This window comes from uncultured Thalassolituus sp., from assembly GCF_950066645.1.
Classification (GTDB): Bacteria; Pseudomonadota; Gammaproteobacteria; order Pseudomonadales; family Oceanobacteraceae; genus Thalassolituus.
The window spans coordinates 24,654-39,203 of the sequence record NZ_CATMFB010000021.1 but is presented as its reverse complement, the minus strand read 5'-3'; the positions used below and the strand labels follow the sequence as shown (position 1 = coordinate 39,203).

Below are 14,550 nucleotides of genomic sequence, written 5' to 3'. Positions count from 1 at the left end.
AATGGCGCGCTCGGGAGGATTCGAACCTCCGACCGCCTGGTTCGTAGCCAGGTACTCTATCCAGCTGAGCTACGAGCGCGCATCGTGGGGCGCGTATTATATGGACATTTAACTGTGAGTCAATGCTCTTAATACGCTCTCTGTTAACACAGAGGGGAACGTGGCGGAGAGAGAGGGATTCGAACCCTCGATAGGGGTAAACCTATACACCCTTAGCAGGGGTGCGCCTTCAGCCACTCGGCCATCTCTCCATGTCACGGCGCGCATGATACCACGTTCAGCGGATTTTCAAAGGAAAAATTTAAGAAAATTAAGATCTTAGTAGTTTCCGTTCGGCTCGCCACCGTCCTTTTCACGCTGTATACGCTGGTAGATCTCTTCACGGTGGACGGCGACTTCTTTGGGGGCATTTACACCGATTCGTACCTGATTTCCTTTAACGCCCAGTACTGTGACAGTGACTTCGTCACCGACCATCAGTGTTTCGCCAACGCGGCGGGTCAAAATAAGCATAGGAGTTCTCCTGACGTTCCTGTTTCTCTATAGGGTGCTGTTTGGCTGTAAGCCTTTTATGTCCCACTATCCCAGTATTGACCAGTTCAGCCAAAATTAAAGTTGAGGTGGGTTCTTAGTGAGAACTTTTTGTTATTAGCGGGCATTCATTCATTGGCAACCCGCTAAAAACAAGGGGGAGCAGTATTACTGCTCTTCTGTGACTTCAGCGTCAAGACCGAATGCGGTATGCAGGGCCCGGACGGCAAGTTCCAGATACTTCTCTTCAATCACAACGGAGATTTTGATCTCTGACGTCGTAATTGCGAGGATGTTGACGCTTTCGTTCGCCAGGGTCTCGAACATTTTGCTGGCAACACCCGCATGTGAACGCATCCCAACTCCTACCATAGACACCTTACAGATGTCGTCGGTTCCGCTGACGCTCTTCGCGTTGAGTTCGGTAGCCAGTTCACTGAGAATCTTGAGGGCCTTCTTGTAGTCGTTACGATGTACAGTGAAGGTAAAATCGGTAGAACCGTCATCCGAAACGTTCTGGATGATCATATCTACTTCAATGTTAGCCGCACTGACAGGTACCAGAATACGGGAAGCAACACCCGGCACATCAGGCACACCTTTGACGGTAACTTTGGCTTCATCGCGGTTAAATGCGATACCAGAAATAACTGGATTTTCCACGGAGCTGGTCTCCTCGGTAGTGATCAGAGTGCCGTTGCCTTCCTTAAAGGAGGAAAGTACGCGCAGTGGGACTTTGTACTTGCCAGCAAACTCTACAGAACGGATCTGCAGAACTTTGGAGCCGAGGCTGGCCATCTCCAGCATTTCTTCGAAGGTGACTTTATCCATACGACGCGCTGCAGGGACAACCCGCGGGTCAGTGGTATAGACGCCATCCACATCGGTATAAATCTGACATTCATCCGCTTTCAGCGCCGCTGCCAGAGCCACGCCCGTCGTATCAGAACCGCCACGGCCCAGCGTAGTGATGTTGTTGTCACCATCAATCCCCTGGAAGCCTGCAACAATACAGATGCCACCCGCGTCGAGTACTTCGCGCATTTTGCTGGTTTCGATATCTTCGATACGCGCTTTCATAAAGGCGTTGTCTGTTTTGATACCGACCTGCCAACCAGTGAAGGAACGGGCGTGAATACCGCGCTTGTCCAGCGCCATAGCCAGCAGTGCAATCGTCACCTGCTCACCCGTAGACACGAGAACGTCCATCTCACGCGGGGAAGGCGAATCGGAAATGCCTTTGGCCAGCGAGATCAGGCGATTGGTTTCACCGCTCATTGCCGACACAGCGACCACCAGCTGATGACCCTGCTCATGAAAAGTCTTCAGCTTATCAGCGACGGCTTCAATGCGTTCAATGGTGCCGACGGAGGTGCCGCCGTATTTCTGTACGTATAACGCCATGGTGTAACTACTGCGAGAGTGTCTGAAAAAGGTCGCTAATTAAACAACAAATGAGAATCCGATAAAAGCTCTCTGAGCCACAGACTGAGCGGCTCTGGCAGATATTCATGCATTAATTCAGGCCAGCGTAACTGTCTGTTCCCTCAGAATGAAAAAACCCGCCAGCTGGCGGGTTTTTCGGGTCAGAGTGAGGCTTCAGCCCACTTCTCAAACGCGGCGAGCGCGTCGGGAATCCCTTCTGGCTTCTGGCCACCGGCCTGAGCCATCTCAGGCTTACCGCCGCCACGACCATCAACGTACGAAGCACACTCTTTAACGGCATCGCCCGCTTTTGCCTTGCCGATCAGGTCTTTGGTGACACCTGCCAGCAGAGTGACTTTGCCGTCATTATCAGAAGCCAGCATGATGACCGCAGACCCCAGCTTATTCTTCAGCTGATCCATGGTGTTACGCAGCGCAGGTACATCAGCACCGTCCAGCTTCGCCGCCAGAACTTTCACACCATTGATGTCTTTTGCCTGTCCTGCCAGATCAGAACCCGCACTTGAGGCCAGCTTTGACTTCAGTGCTTCCAGTTCTTTCTCCAGCTGACGGCTGCGGGCAATCATCTGCTCAACTTTCTCGCCGACGTTGTCTGTCGATCCTTTCAGCGCACGGGCAATTCCACCCAGTGTCGCTTCCTCATGAGCAATAAAATCGAGAGCAGCCTGACCAACGACCGCTTCGATACGACGGATGCCCGCGGCAATACCGCTTTCAGAGCTGATCTTCAGCAGACCGATATCACCGGTACGCTTGGCGTGAGTACCACCGCAAAGCTCAACAGAGAAGTTATCAACACCCATCGACAGTACACGCACTTCGTCATCGTACTTTTCACCGAACAGCGCCATCGCACCAGAGGCTTTTGCATCTTCAATGTTCATCAGACGGGTCGATACTTCGGTATTGGCACGGATCTGGGCGTTCACCATGTTTTCGATCTGAGCGATCTCTTCGGCTTTTACACCTTCAAGGTGAGAGAAGTCGAAACGCAGTTTGTCGTAGGTCACCAACGAGCCCTTCTGCGCCACGTGTTCACCCAGAACGGTACGCAGTGCTGCGTGCAGCAGGTGCGTTGCTGAGTGATGAATCGCAGTAGACGCACGTTTTTCAGCATCAACCGTCGCGGTCAGCTGGTCGCCAACCTTCACAGAACCTTCAACCAGTACACCGCGGTGCAGGTGGTTCTTGCCTTCTTTGGTGGTGTCTTTCACCTGGAAGACCACGCCAGCCGCCTTCAGGAAACCGGTATCACCGGCCTGGCCACCACTTTCTGCATAGAAAGCGGTTTCATCGAGTACCAGAATCGCTTCATCGCCAGCGTTGATACTGTCTGCCGCTTCGCCATTCACAAACAGAGCTTTCACCTTGCCAGTGTTTTCAAGGTTGTCATAACCGAGGAAGGCGGTGTCACCAGCGATTTCCAGCCCCTTGCCGTAGTCAGCGGCAAAGTTACCGGCAGCACGGGCCGTCTCACGCTGCTTTTCCATGGCAACGTTAAAGCCGTCTTCGTCGACCTTGAGATCACGTTCACGGGCCACGTCAGCCGTCAGATCTAGCGGGAAGCCGTAGGTGTCATAAAGTTTGAACGCAGTTTCGCCCGGAATCGTATCGCCTTGCAGATCTGCGATGGCGTCGTTAAGAATGGCCATGCCTTTGTCGAGTGTCTTAGCAAACTGCTCTTCTTCTAAGCGCAGTACTTTCTGAACATGCTCAGACAGGTTCACCAGTTCTGGGTAGGCTTCGCCCATCTGCTCACACAGGGCAGGAACAAGCTTATTAAAGAAGCCAGCCGGAGCACCCAGCATGTGACCATGACGGACCGCTCGACGAATAATACGGCGCAGTACATAACCACGACCTTCGTTCGATGGCAGTACGCCATCGACAATCAAAAAGCTGGTTGAACGGATGTGGTCCGCAATAACACGCAGAGATTTATTCTCGGTATCTTTACAGCCTGTCAGTTCGCCCGCCGCTTTCAGCAGCGCCTGGAAAATATCAATTTCGTAATTGCTGTGAACGCCCTGCATGATGGCAGAGATACGCTCAAGGCCCATGCCGGTATCAACGGAAGGCTTAGGCAGCGGAATCATGTCACCGTTTTCTTTGCGCTCAAACTGCATGAAAACGTTGTTCCAGATTTCAATAAAGCGGTCGCCGTCTTCTTCCGGTGATCCCGGTGGTCCACCCCAGATATGCTCGCCGTGATCGAAGAAGATTTCAGAACACGGTCCGCAGGGGCCCGTATCTCCCATCGCCCAGAAGTTATCCGACGCGTAGCGCGCGCCCTTGTTGTCGCCGATACGAACGATTTTGTCCGCTGGCACACCCACCTGTTTATTCCAGATATCGAAAGCTTCGTCATCTTCGGCGTAGACCGTCACCATCAGTTTCTCGACCGGGAGATTGAGCCACTCCTCAGACGTCAGGAACTCCCAAGCGAACTTGATGGCATCTTCTTTGAAGTAATCGCCGAAGCTGAAGTTACCCAGCATCTCAAAAAACGTGTGATGGCGCGCCGTATAACCTACGTTCTCGAGGTCATTATGCTTACCACCCGCCCGCACACAGCGCTGCGATGACACCGCCCGGGTGTAACTGCGCTGATCTTTACCGAGGAAACAGTCCTTAAACTGAACCATACCTGCGTTAGTAAACAGCAGGGTCGGGTCATTGCCCGGAACAAGTGGACTGGATGCGACGACTTCGTGACCTTTAGAGGCGAAGAAATCGAGAAACGCCTGACGGATTTCTGAGCTTTTCATACGGCTGCTTAATTCCAAACGGGATTCAGAGACAATAAGGTCGGCAGTATAGCGGTTTGTGTGCTCAAGTCACAGACGGAGAACAGTTGACGGGCACGATCGATATGACTAGTATAACCATATAGTTATTTAAGGATACCCGGAGGTATCACATGAATATCGATCGTCTCGTCTTTGCTATCGCGGGCTGCTTTATTCTGATCAGTCTGGGGCTGTCACAGCTGCACTCCGTCCACTGGCTTTGGTTTACCGCTTTTGTCGGAGCAAATATGCTTCAGGCTGCCTTCACCGGTTTCTGCCCTCTGGCGAAAATACTGAAAGCAGCAGGTATACGCCCCGGTGGCGCTTTCTGAAAATACGTATCGGGCATTCAAAAAAAAGAAAAGCACTTAAGCGGCCAGCATGTTTATACTGCTCTTTTTTGAAATAAGGACATGCCATGCTTCGCTGGCTGCTGAGTTGTTCACTCTTATTCTCCCTGCCTGCTGCAGCTACAGATTGGGAAGACTACCCCGACGACCTGCCTGCTTTTAATTATGAAGGCAGTGCGCTGAAAGAGCACTGGGCCGATCTGACTGCCATTACCCAGGTAGACTACCCCGACGCTAACTGGCTCAGATCTATGATGGAGCAGTATCCCAGACTGGCCATCGCCGTTCTGGAAGCCGCCTCAGGTGACGATGTTCACCCAGCCGTTGCCGCGGCAATTCACAAGACAGACTACGAACCTCTGGCTGCCCAGCTTCAGCAGGTGTGGCGTCTGCATTTTGCCGGTAGATTTAAAGAAGCCTACGAACTCGGTATGACACTGGGGCCTTTCGGGCAGATTCCTGCCGTCTACTCCCGTCTTATTCATGCGACGTTGCTGGTAAAAGATAAAGACGAAAAGCTGGAAGAATTTAACAGTGCCGCCGAGCAGTCTAATGTCGGACTGACATTAGCAGCCGGCTATGATTTTGCACTGTTCGGCCTCGTTTATGCCCGCGTCAGAACGCTTGAACTGATGTCGACCGGCGAAGCCCGCTCCTCTGGATACATCCCCTATTCTCAGGAAACACTGAAAGAACTCCGTGAACGGAATCCGGAACAGGCTATTTATCCTGCGACTCAGGGCGGACTTGAAGCCGGCATCGTCGAGCGCGTAGGCTCCTTCCTGGGCAGCATCACCTACGGTGCAACAGAGAGCAGCAGCAAAGAGGCCTTTGAAAAAGCAATGGCGCTGGAGCACCGGGTCCCCGCGATCTACTACGAGTATGCTGTGGCACTGAGTCGGCTGGATGCGGACGACTACCGTAAAAAAATACGCGAGCTCACCTCACAGTGCGCAACGCTGACAGTACACACGGCTGAAGAAGCGCTTAACCAGCTTCATTGCCGCCAGCTGTCGGAGAAAACAGACAAAAGGAAATAACCATGGATCTGACAGGCCTGATACTGCTGGCTATGCTTCCGGCAATGGCGCTCACCATGCTCAATCTGGGCATCGGGCCTTTCGGACACCCCAAGTTTATCCGCCACCATGTCAGTTATCGCAAACGCCCTGCCATCATGCGCCATATTATTCAGTTGGTATGCGGCCTGATTCTGGTAGCTGGCGCGTTGCAACTGCTGGGACTCGCTGATCTCACCCCGTCCTCCCACAACCAATAACCACAGAGGACCTATGAATACGAATTACATCTACAACGGACCCATTGGTCTGGAAACCCGGTGTGCCGGCCCCGACGACGGTGAAGTCGTTGTGCTGCTGCATGGTTTTCCCGAATGCTGGAATACCTGGAAAGCACAGATCCCAGCTCTGGCTGAAGCAGGGTACCGGGTATTCGCTCCCAATATGCGGGGCTATGGTCAGTCATCAAAACCCTCTGACGTTGCAGACTATCATGTGGATGAACTGATTAAGGATGTTGATGCCATCCGACGGTACGCCGGCGTTGAGAAAATTCATCTGGTCGGCCATGACTGGGGAGCAATGGTCGCCTGGTGGTTTGCCCTGAATAAACCGGAACAGCTCGCCAGCCTGACTATCCTGAATGTCCCACACCCGACTGTCTTTCTGAATACGCTAAAACGTAAGCCGCTGCAGATTCTGAAGAGCTGGTATGTGTTCTATTTTCAGCTGCCTTATTTACCTGAGCTTACGGTTCCCTTCGGTAATTATTTTATCTTCCGCAATGTACTCAAGCGGACCTCTAATCAGGGCAGCTATACTACAGAAGATATTCAGACATTAGTCGATCACTGGAAAATTCCAGGCACAATGCGTGCTCAGATTAACTATTATCGCTCTGCAATGCGCAGCCAGCCTGTTCCTCCTCACGGCAACACAGTGCATACACCAACCCGGATTCTCTGGGGTGAAAATGATCTCGCACTGACTGTCGATATGGCGCACAACAGTGTTTCTATGCTGACTGAAGGTGAGCTGATCACCTACCCGGACGCCACGCACTGGCTGGCGCACGACAAGCCAGAAGAGGTCAGTCTGCGTATTCTGGAACACATCAGAAACCATCCTGCCAGCAAACACTGACCTGTTTGCACAGACCGTAAAAGTCGGGGGTGATTATTCGCCAGAAACCTCCCGACTTTTATGGTTTTTATCCGTATAATGCCGCCAGATTTTTACCTTAATGGGAGTTCATCATGCAGAAGATCGTCATTGTTGGCGGTGGCGCAGGTGGGTTAGAACTGGCCACGCAACTCGGACGAAAGCTTGGCCGTCGCAAGAAAGCGGAAATTATTCTGATCGACGCCAACCCCACACACTTGTGGAAGCCCCTGCTTCACGAAGTTGCCACCGGCGCACTGGATTCCGGAATTGACGAACTGAATTACCGGGCCCACGGAAAACAACACGGATTTTCGTTTCAGATCGGGCGGATGAGTGGGCTTGACCGCGACAATAAGGCCGTCGTTCTCGAACCTATGTTGGACGATCAGAAAGAAATCGTTCTTCCCGAACGCACAGTGAATTATGACACTCTGGTTCTGGCAATTGGCAGTGTCACCAATGACTTCGGCACCAAAGGCGCCGCAGAGCACTGCATATTCCTCGACAGCCGGAGACAGGCAGAGCGCTTCCATCGGGTGCTACTGAATGAATTTCTGCGCTGCAGCAACCGCGAAAATCCAGAACCATTACGCATTGCTATCGTAGGGGCCGGGGCAACCGGAGTCGAACTTTCAGCCGAGCTGTACAACACAGCAGAAGTGATGGCCTCGTACGGCCTGCGTAATGTTTCCCCGGATCAGCTGAAAGTCAGCCTGATTGAAGCAGGAGAGCGTATCCTGCCAGCGCTGCCCCCAAGACTGTCCTCGGCTGCCACGAAAGAGCTCGAAGCGCTTGGCGTCGACGTCGAAACCAGCACCATGATTACAGAGGTCACTGATCAGGGTTTCATGACCAAAGAAGGCAACCTTATCCCTGCCGTCCTCCGGGTCTGGGCCGCCGGAGTAAAAGCTCCTGAATTTATGGCCACCCTCGGTCTGGAAACCAACAGAGCCAACCAGCTCGTTGTGAACGCTTCCTTGCAGACCAGTGATGACAATATTTTCGCGCTGGGCGATTGCTGCAGCGTTCTGCACACGGATGGAAAGCCTGTTCCCCCCAGAGCTCAGGCGGCGCATCAACAGGCCAGTCACCTGATCAAAGCCCTGTACGCGCACCATCAGGGTAAGCCAATGCCCGAGTTCGTCTATCGCGACAAAGGATCTCTGGTATCTCTGAGCCGCTACTCGACCGTGGGTAGTCTGATGGGAAATCTGACGCGCGGTTCACTGATGATTGAAGGGCGCCTGGCGCGGCTGGTTTACGTGTCACTTTACCGACTGCACCAGGTGGCATTGCACGGCTACTGGCGTACCCTGCTCCTCTCCCTGGTGGGGCACATCAATAAAGTTATTCGTCCGCGCCTGAAATTGCACTGAGGGTTGTGAAATACGTCTGGCGGTATTCGCCAGGCGTTGAGCCTGTCCAGCGCCGGAACGCTTTATAGAAGGCGCTGGGCTCGGTATAGCCCACCATGTATGCCACTTCATACAGAGGCATGTCTCCCTCACAGATAAGCTTCATGGCCAGCCCCTGGCGTGCCTCATCCAGAAGGTTCTGGTAGGTCGTCCCCAGTGCCCTTAACCGCCGCTGCAGATTGCGGACACTGATCCCCAACTGATCGGCCACCCCTTCCTGCGATACGTTACGTCGCATCAGGCACATCTGCAGAATGTCTTTCAGTTCGTTGTAGAGCGCCACATGTTCACGGAAACGCTCATCCTGGCGAACCAGCTCGCGCAGTACACCACGAAACAGCACCGGTTGCGGATCACATCCTGCCCTGGTCCATGCATCGCGACTGATTTCGACCATAAATCCGCTGGCCGCTTGAACCTGAATGCCGACGTGGGACGACAGAGACTGTTCGTTGCGCACCAGATCTTCAGGTGCACGGATAATAAGATCAGATCCGGTATATCCGCGCCCCAGAACGTCCCGACAGACACATGCCAGAATAGTAACAGCGGCGCATAACTGAAGCGGCGATACCTTACGTTCGGGATGGCGTTCCACCGTCACAAGCACAGCACCATCAGCAGAATCCTGAAGGCCGTACTTGAGACTACCAGTCGTCAGATAAACGAAAGGCAGTAAGGCCTCGATGCCTTTGCGCAGGTTACCGGCGTAGCGAAGCATCCGCTGCAATGGCATATCGCGGCGCGCAATGTACATACCGATATCAAATGGATAATGCGGGTCGTCAAGAACCCTGGCCGCATAGTCGTATGCGTCAGCAACGCGGTCAGTATCAACCCAGCGTGGTAGCGGTGATTGGGGATCGATTCCCAGCACCGGCCAGACCTGATCCATATTGATTCCACGATCTGCCCAATAGTTGAGCAGGTGCTGTACCAATACAATATCGACCTGAGCAGTCGGAGCCATATCCCTCCCCAATGAAAATTCCGTCGTCAAACTAAGACAGTTAACAATTGTTCTTTGTCTTACACGCGATAATCGGGAGGTGGCTGCAGTTAGTCAATAGACTGAGGCGACACTGTAACATTAGGCACTAAAATAGGCCGATAAAATGTAGGGTCAGCGATTGCTTGTCCCGAATTGTTCCATCACAGATCGGATGACATCCGAGGGAAAGCCCCGATAAGCGAGAAAACGATAAAGCTTTTCAAAACGGCGAGGGTCATCCGCCTTCAGGGCCGACCATTTCTTTTGGGCCACCTCGGTTGCGAGGCCTTGCCAGTCCTGGCTCTGCTGCTCCATCAGGTCGCGGGTCAGATCATCATCCAGACCTTTCATCCGCAATTCCTGACGCAGGCGTACCGGTCCCAGACCACGGGAAGTCCGGCTGCGTAAATACATGACGCCAAAGCGCTCATCTGATTGCCAGGAGTTATCTGAAAGCTCGTTCAGAACATTGTCCAGATCGTCCGCAGAAGCGGCTTTAGGGGAAAGTTTACGCCACAGTTCCTGGCGCGAATAATCACGGCGGCTGAGCAGATCAACCGCCGCGTGTTTCAGAGCAGAGCGATCAAGTGGCTCAGGCTTCGACTTCTTCATCGGCTTCGTTTGCGACTTCACCGGTACGGGGAACATTCAGCAGCTGAGCACGGATCTCAGTTTCGATCTCATTTGCCATTTCAGGGTGCTCTGACAGGTAGTTAGCTGCATTCGCTTTACCCTGACCAATCTTGTCGCCTTTATAGCTGTACCAGGCACCAGACTTCTCAACCAGTCCGCATTTCACACCCAGGTCGATTACTTCGCCCATGTGATAAATACCAGCGCCATACATGATCTGGAATTCAGCCTGTTTGAACGGTGGAGACACCTTGTTCTTAACCACCTTCACCCGGGTCTCGTTACCGATCACCTCATCACCCTGCTTCACAGAACCTGTGCGACGGATATCAAGACGCACAGACGAGTAGAACTTCAGTGCGTTACCACCGGTTGTCGTTTCCGGGCTACCGAACATCACGCCAATCTTCATACGAATCTGGTTAATGAAGATCACCAGACAGTTCGCGTGTTTAACGTTACCGGTAATCTTACGCAGAGCCTGTGACATCAGACGCGCCTGCAAACCCACGTGGCTGTCGCCCATTTCGCCTTCAATTTCGGCTTTCGGAGTCAGTGCCGCAACCGAGTCGACAACAATCACATCCACGGCACCTGAACGGACCAGACTGTCACAGATCTCCAGCGCCTGTTCACCTGTATCCGGCTGAGACACCAGCAGACCATCCAGATCAACACCCAGTTTCTCGGCGTACAGCGGATCAAGTGCATGCTCGGCATCAATGATCGCAACGGTCTTACCCATTTTCTGGGCCTGAGCCATCACAGACAGACACATGGTGGTTTTACCGGAGCTTTCAGGGCCGTAGATTTCAACAATACGGCCCATTGGCAGACCGCCTATACCCAGTGCAATATCCAGAGACAGAGAACCGGTAGACACGGCCGGAATAGCTTCACGGGGCTGTTCACCCATTTTCATGATGGCGCCTTTACCGAACTGTCGTTCGATCTGGCCAAGAGCGGCTTCAAGGGCTTTCTGTTTGTTCGCGTCCATTGTCTGATCCTTTGCTGGTCACATGGGCCTGTAAATTTAACCAGTATTTAACCACGATTTTTTTTAATGTCAACGCACTACTGGTTATTTATCCAGATATTCATACAGGTTTTTCAGCGCTGTCCCGATTGTCATGTGGCGAACATTACTACGGTCACCATCAAAGCAATAACATTGCGCCTCTGTGCCCTCTGCACTGCCCCAGGCGATCCACACAGTACCGACCGGTTTCCCCGGCACAGCACCACCAGGCCCGGCAATACCGCTGACAGCCACGGCAAGGTCACCATACCGCAGCGCCCCGGCCACCATCGCCCTGACGGTTTCTTCACTGACGGCACCATGATGGTCCAGCACGTCCTGCGGAACAGCAAGATCACGGACCTTTGCCTTATTGGAGTAGGTCACAAACCCACACTCAAACCACTCACTGCTACCCGGCAGGTCTGTACAGGCCGCTGCAATACCACCGCCTGTGCAGGATTCTGCGGTGACCAAGCGCCATCCACGAGCACGCAGCTGTTCAGCGAGAGCATGACACAGAGCATCAGAATTGTGCGACATTTCGGAATCCTCAGCCTTTCCCGTACAATCCGCCGCAGAGTAACAAAAGCCCAAAGGACACGCACGACATGAGTCAGGCATCTGCCCACACCCCGATGATGCAGCAGTACTTCAAAATCAAATCGGAGTTTCCCGAAACCATGCTGTTCTACCGCATGGGCGATTTTTATGAACTGTTTTATGACGATGCCAAGCGCGCAGCTCAGCTGCTCGACATTACACTCACCGCCCGCGGGCAAAGCGGTGGTCAGCCGATCCCGATGGCAGGCGTGCCGTTCCATGCTGCTGAAAACTATATCGCCAAGCTCGTACGTCATGGTGTATCCGTCGCCATCGCCGAGCAGGTCGGAGACCCGGCAACCACCAAAGGGCCGGTGGAGCGCAAAGTTGTACGTATTCTTACGCCGGGCACACTGACAGACGAAGCACTTCTGGATGAACATCAGGATAACCTTCTGGTGTCTCTCTGCAGCCAGCAACAACGCCACGGCATTGCTTTCCTGGAGATTTCATCCGGACGTTTCAGCGTGCTCGAAGTGGACGGCGAAGATGCACTGCTGGCAGAGATCGAACGTCTGCGCCCGGCCGAATTACTGCTTCCGGAAGACGTTACCTACCCTGCCGCCATTGCTGAACGAGCCGGCGTCACCCGCCAGGCGCCCTGGCATTACGAAGCGGACACTGCACTGCGCCTGCTGACCACTCAGTTGAAAACACGCGATCTGCGTGGCTTTGGGTGCGAAGGTATGAAGGTGGCTATCCGCGCGGCCGGGGCACTGTTGCATTACGCACAGGAAACACAGCGTAACAGCCTGCCTCATATCCGTTCTCTGACGGTCGAGCAGCCCGACGATGCCATCATTATTGATCCTGCCAGTCGCCGTAATCTGGAAATCGACATCAATCAGAAAGGCGATACTCAATACACGCTGGCCTGGGTTCTGGATAAAACCGCAACCGCAATGGGCAGCCGTTTGCTGCGCCGCTGGCTTAACCGGCCGCTGCGCGACCACAGCATTCTGGGGCAACGTCAGGGCTTTATCGCTCAATGCCTGCAGCAGTACGGACATGAAGACATCCATGCCGATCTGAAACAGGTGGGAGACATCGAACGTATTCTGTCCCGGGTGGCACTGGGCTCTGCCCGACCGCGTGATCTCGCCCGGCTGCGCGATGCCCTGAGCGTGATACCGGCCATTCGTTCAAAACTACAGGATCTTGATTCACCGCTCGCCGCGGGTATTGCAGAACGCGCACCAGAATTTCCGCAGTGGGTAAGCCGGCTCCAGGCCGCGATTATTGAGAATCCTCCGGTCGTGATCCGCGATGGCGGCGTGCTTGCTGAAGGCTACGATGGCGAGCTGGATGAACTGCGGTCGCTCAGTGAGAACGCCGGCGATTATCTGGTCAAACTGGAAGAACGCGAACGCGAACGCACAGGCATCAGCACTCTCAAGGTTGGATACAACCGGGTGCATGGTTACTACATAGAAATAAGTAAAGCGCAGTCTGATGCGGCGCCCGTCGAGTACGTCCGCCGGCAGACGCTGAAAAATGCTGAGCGCTTCATCACGCCAGAGCTGAAAGAATTCGAAGACAAAGCCCTGAGCGCCAAAGCCCGCGCCCTCAGTCGCGAGAAAATGCTTTATGAGCAACTACTGACTGACCTCGCAGAGGATCTGATTCCGCTGCAGGTCGCCGCTGCGGCTCTGTCTGAACTGGATGTTCTGACCTGTCTGGCGGAGCGTGCCGAAACACTGCGCTTCAGCGCGCCTGAGTTAACCAGTGACAGCGTGCTCGATATCCGCCAGGGACGTCACCCGGTGGTTGAATCACTGATCACAGATCCTTTCGTGGCGAATGACACCCAGTTAGACAACGACCGTCGCATGCAGATCATCACAGGTCCGAACATGGGCGGTAAATCGACCTACATGCGTCAGGTTGCCCTGATCACCCTGCTCGCACATATTGGCAGTTATGTTCCGGCGGACATCTGTCGACTGGGACCCGTCGACCGTATTTTCACCCGCATGGGGTCTGCCGACGACGTGGCTGGTGGCCGCTCTACCTTTATGGTGGAAATGACCGAAACAGCGAATATCCTGCACAATGCCACGCGAGACAGCCTGGTGCTGATGGACGAGGTCGGACGCGGCACCAGCACGTTTGATGGTCTGTCTCTCGCCTGGGCTGCGGCGGCGCATCTGGCAGAACGTACAGGCGCCTTTACTCTGTTTGCCACACACTATTTCGAAATGACTGCTCTGCCGGAGCAGTACAACAACGCGGTAAATGTGCACCTGAAAGCCACCGAGCACGACGAACGCATTATCTTCCTGCACAGTGTCGAAGAAGGCCCTGCAAACCAGAGTTATGGCCTGCAGGTCGCGCAACTGGCGGGCGTTCCCCCCTCGGTTATCGCTCAGGCAAAAGCTCAGCTGGCACAGCTGGAACAGCACAGCAACCCGGCTCCGCGGCCGGTGAAAACCACCTCGGCTCCCGCCCCTCAACAGAATGATCTGTTTGCCGACACCAGCAGTGCGGTGGAAGAGGCATTGGCTGACATCAGCCCGGACGATATCACTCCGCGCCAGGCACTCGATCTTCTCTACACGCTGAAATCTTTGATGTAAGCCCGGGCTTATTCG

Annotated in this window: 13 protein-coding genes and 2 tRNA genes; 6 read left to right on the top strand and 9 right to left on the bottom strand. The window is 53.8% G+C overall.

From position 1 onward, the window contains the following. Positions 1-2: 2 nt before the first annotated feature. From Q1L85_RS15730 to alaS, 5 genes are all read right to left on the bottom strand, one after another. Positions 3-79: transfer RNA gene (locus tag Q1L85_RS15730), tRNA-Arg, on the bottom strand. Positions 80-161: 82 nt separating this feature from the next. After that, positions 162-251, bottom strand: a tRNA-Ser gene (locus tag Q1L85_RS15725). A 67-nt stretch (positions 252-318) separates the two neighbouring features. After that, positions 319-513 (bottom strand): carbon storage regulator CsrA, encoded by a 195-nt coding sequence (gene csrA / locus Q1L85_RS15720; RefSeq protein ID WP_300427079.1) that lies wholly within the window; start codon positions 511-513, stop codon positions 319-321. A gap of 186 nt (positions 514-699) precedes the next feature. Further along, entirely contained in the window at positions 700-1,935 is a 1,236-nt protein-coding gene (locus Q1L85_RS15715) for an aspartate kinase (protein WP_300427080.1), read from the bottom strand. Positions 1,936-2,117: 182 nt separating this feature from the next. Beyond that, positions 2,118-4,745, bottom strand: coding sequence for an alanine--tRNA ligase (alaS, locus tag Q1L85_RS15710; RefSeq protein WP_300427081.1), 2,628 nt, complete (start codon positions 4,743-4,745; stop codon positions 2,118-2,120). 152 nt (positions 4,746-4,897) lie between these two features. On the opposite strand from alaS, the gene Q1L85_RS15705 reads away from it, so the two are divergent. The 5 genes from Q1L85_RS15705 to Q1L85_RS15685 all read left to right on the top strand — a co-directional run bounded on the left by Q1L85_RS15705 (position 4,898) and on the right by Q1L85_RS15685 (position 8,675). Further along, a complete protein-coding gene (locus Q1L85_RS15705) occupies positions 4,898-5,098 on the top strand; it encodes a DUF2892 domain-containing protein (RefSeq protein ID WP_300427082.1) in 201 nt (66 codons plus the stop codon). A gap of 86 nt (positions 5,099-5,184) precedes the next feature. Next, positions 5,185-6,156 (top strand): hypothetical protein, encoded by a 972-nt coding sequence (locus Q1L85_RS15700; RefSeq protein WP_300427083.1) that lies wholly within the window; start codon positions 5,185-5,187, stop codon positions 6,154-6,156. Between the two features lie 2 nt (positions 6,157-6,158). After that, the gene (locus tag Q1L85_RS15695) at positions 6,159-6,395 is read left to right on the top strand and encodes a hypothetical protein (protein WP_300427085.1); all 237 of its coding nucleotides are present in this window, start codon (positions 6,159-6,161) and stop codon (positions 6,393-6,395) included. A 13-nt stretch (positions 6,396-6,408) separates the two neighbouring features. Then, positions 6,409-7,278 carry an alpha/beta hydrolase gene (locus tag Q1L85_RS15690; protein ID WP_300427086.1) on the top strand — a complete coding sequence of 290 codons (870 nt, stop codon included), beginning with the start codon at positions 6,409-6,411 and terminating at the stop codon, positions 7,276-7,278. A gap of 113 nt (positions 7,279-7,391) precedes the next feature. Continuing rightward, positions 7,392-8,675: an NAD(P)/FAD-dependent oxidoreductase gene (locus Q1L85_RS15685; RefSeq protein WP_300427087.1), complete on the top strand. Its 1,284-nt coding sequence runs from the start codon at positions 7,392-7,394 to the stop codon at positions 8,673-8,675. Here the strand turns inward: Q1L85_RS15685 and Q1L85_RS15680 are convergent. The 4 genes from Q1L85_RS15680 to Q1L85_RS15665 all read right to left on the bottom strand — a co-directional run bounded on the left by Q1L85_RS15680 (position 8,647) and on the right by Q1L85_RS15665 (position 11,899). Then, complete coding sequence (locus tag Q1L85_RS15680; RefSeq protein WP_300427088.1) at positions 8,647-9,684, bottom strand: AraC family transcriptional regulator; 1,038 nt, start codon at positions 9,682-9,684, stop codon at positions 8,647-8,649. The genes Q1L85_RS15685 and Q1L85_RS15680 overlap by 29 nt on opposite strands. A gap of 153 nt (positions 9,685-9,837) precedes the next feature. Then, the gene (locus tag Q1L85_RS15675; protein WP_300427090.1) at positions 9,838-10,317 is read right to left on the bottom strand and encodes a regulatory protein RecX; all 480 of its coding nucleotides are present in this window, start codon (positions 10,315-10,317) and stop codon (positions 9,838-9,840) included. Further along, a complete protein-coding gene (recA, locus tag Q1L85_RS15670) occupies positions 10,298-11,335 on the bottom strand; it encodes a recombinase RecA (protein WP_300427091.1) in 1,038 nt (345 codons plus the stop codon). The genes Q1L85_RS15675 and recA overlap by 20 nt, the downstream gene beginning before the upstream one ends. An 84-nt stretch (positions 11,336-11,419) precedes the next feature. Next, on the bottom strand, positions 11,420-11,899 hold the full coding sequence (locus Q1L85_RS15665) for a CinA family protein (RefSeq protein ID WP_300427092.1): 480 nt from the start codon (positions 11,897-11,899) through the stop codon (positions 11,420-11,422). A gap of 68 nt (positions 11,900-11,967) precedes the next feature. On the opposite strand from Q1L85_RS15665, the gene mutS reads away from it, so the two are divergent. Beyond that, the gene (mutS, locus tag Q1L85_RS15660) at positions 11,968-14,535 is read left to right on the top strand and encodes a DNA mismatch repair protein MutS (RefSeq protein ID WP_300427093.1); all 2,568 of its coding nucleotides are present in this window, start codon (positions 11,968-11,970) and stop codon (positions 14,533-14,535) included. The last annotated feature ends 15 nt before the right edge of the window (positions 14,536-14,550 follow it).

Bases quoted from the DNA above. Each gene is read 5' to 3' on its own strand.
- csrA (WP_300427079.1), bottom strand. From the start codon at position 513: ATGCTTATTTTGACCCGCCGCGTTGGCGAAACACTGATGGTCGGTGAC.
- Q1L85_RS15715 (WP_300427080.1), bottom strand. From the start codon at position 1,935: ATGGCGTTATACGTACAGAAATACGGCGGCACCTCCGTCGGCACCATT.
- alaS (WP_300427081.1), bottom strand. From the start codon at position 4,745: ATGAAAAGCTCAGAAATCCGTCAGGCGTTTCTCGATTTCTTCGCCTCT.
- Q1L85_RS15705 (WP_300427082.1), top strand. From the start codon at position 4,898: ATGAATATCGATCGTCTCGTCTTTGCTATCGCGGGCTGCTTTATTCTG.
- Q1L85_RS15700 (WP_300427083.1), top strand. From the start codon at position 5,185: ATGCTTCGCTGGCTGCTGAGTTGTTCACTCTTATTCTCCCTGCCTGCT.
- Q1L85_RS15695 (WP_300427085.1), top strand. From the start codon at position 6,159: ATGGATCTGACAGGCCTGATACTGCTGGCTATGCTTCCGGCAATGGCG.
- Q1L85_RS15690 (WP_300427086.1), top strand. From the start codon at position 6,409: ATGAATACGAATTACATCTACAACGGACCCATTGGTCTGGAAACCCGG.
- Q1L85_RS15685 (WP_300427087.1), top strand. From the start codon at position 7,392: ATGCAGAAGATCGTCATTGTTGGCGGTGGCGCAGGTGGGTTAGAACTG.
- Q1L85_RS15680 (WP_300427088.1), bottom strand. From the start codon at position 9,684: ATGGCTCCGACTGCTCAGGTCGATATTGTATTGGTACAGCACCTGCTC.
- Q1L85_RS15675 (WP_300427090.1), bottom strand. From the start codon at position 10,317: ATGAAGAAGTCGAAGCCTGAGCCACTTGATCGCTCTGCTCTGAAACAC.
- recA (WP_300427091.1), bottom strand. From the start codon at position 11,335: ATGGACGCGAACAAACAGAAAGCCCTTGAAGCCGCTCTTGGCCAGATC.
- Q1L85_RS15665 (WP_300427092.1), bottom strand. From the start codon at position 11,899: ATGTCGCACAATTCTGATGCTCTGTGTCATGCTCTCGCTGAACAGCTG.
- mutS (WP_300427093.1), top strand. From the start codon at position 11,968: ATGAGTCAGGCATCTGCCCACACCCCGATGATGCAGCAGTACTTCAAA.